A 1,217-nucleotide genomic window follows, 5' to 3' on the forward strand; every position below is an offset into this window, starting at 1 on the left:
ACACAGTGGACGCGAGCAACTGAGGACAAGCCCTCGGCCTATTAGTACCAGTCAGCTCCACCCGTTACCGGGCTTCCACATCTGGCCTATCAACCCAGTCGTCTACTGGGAGCCTTAACCCCTCAAAGGGGGTGGGAGTCCTCATCTCGAAGCAGGCTTCCCGCTTAGATGCTTTCAGCGGTTATCCTTTCCGAACGTAGCCAACCAGCCATGCCCTTGGCAGGACAACTGGCACACCAGAGGTTCGTCCGTCCCGGTCCTCTCGTACTAGGGACAGCCCTTCTCAAGACTCCTGCGCGCGCAGCGGATAGGGACCGAACTGTCTCACGACGTTCTAAACCCAGCTCGCGTACCGCTTTAATGGGCGAACAGCCCAACCCTTGGGACCGACTCCAGCCCCAGGATGCGACGAGCCGACATCGAGGTGCCAAACCATCCCGTCGATATGGACTCTTGGGGAAGATCAGCCTGTTATCCCCGGGGTACCTTTTATCCGTTGAGCGACGGCGCTTCCACAAGCCACCGCCGGATCACTAGTCCCGACTTTCGTCCCTGCTCGACCCGTCGGTCTCACAGTCAAGCTCCCTTGTGCACTTACACTCAACACCTGATTGCCAACCAGGCTGAGGGAACCTTTGGGCGCCTCCGTTACTTTTTGGGAGGCAACCGCCCCAGTTAAACTACCCATCAGACACTGTCCCTGATCCGGATCACGGACCCAGGTTAGACATCCAGCACGACCAGAGTGGTATTTCAACGATGACTCCACAACCACTGGCGTGGCCGCTTCAAAGTCTCCCACCTATCCTACACAAGCCGAACCGAACACCAATATCAAACTGTAGTAAAGGTCCCGGGGTCTTTCCGTCCTGCTGCGCGAAACGAGCATCTTTACTCGTAGTGCAATTTCACCGGGCCTATGGTTGAGACAGTCGAGAAGTCGTTACGCCATTCGTGCAGGTCGGAACTTACCCGACAAGGAATTTCGCTACCTTAGGATGGTTATAGTTACCACCGCCGTTTACTGGCGCTTAAGTTCTCAGCTTCGCCACGACGAATCGTGACTAACCGGTCCCCTTAACGTTCCAGCACCGGGCAGGCGTCAGTCCGTATACATCGCCTTTCGGCTTCGCACGGACCTGTGTTTTTAGTAAACAGTCGCTTCTCGCTGGTCTCTGCGGCCACCCCCAGCTCAAGGAGCAAGTCCTCTCACCGGC

At 56.7% G+C, this 1,217-nt stretch carries 1 rRNA gene (running past one end of the window); it reads right to left on the reverse strand.

Annotation, left to right across the window (positions count from 1 at the left end):
• Positions 1-21: 21 nt before the first annotated feature.
• Positions 22-1,217, reverse strand: a 23S ribosomal RNA gene (locus NLX86_RS01940) (it continues 2,108 nt past the right edge of the window).

Origin of the sequence: Streptomyces sp. A3M-1-3 (assembly GCF_024213665.1) — a bacterium.
Taxonomy (GTDB): Bacteria; Actinomycetota; Actinomycetes; order Streptomycetales; family Streptomycetaceae; genus Streptomyces.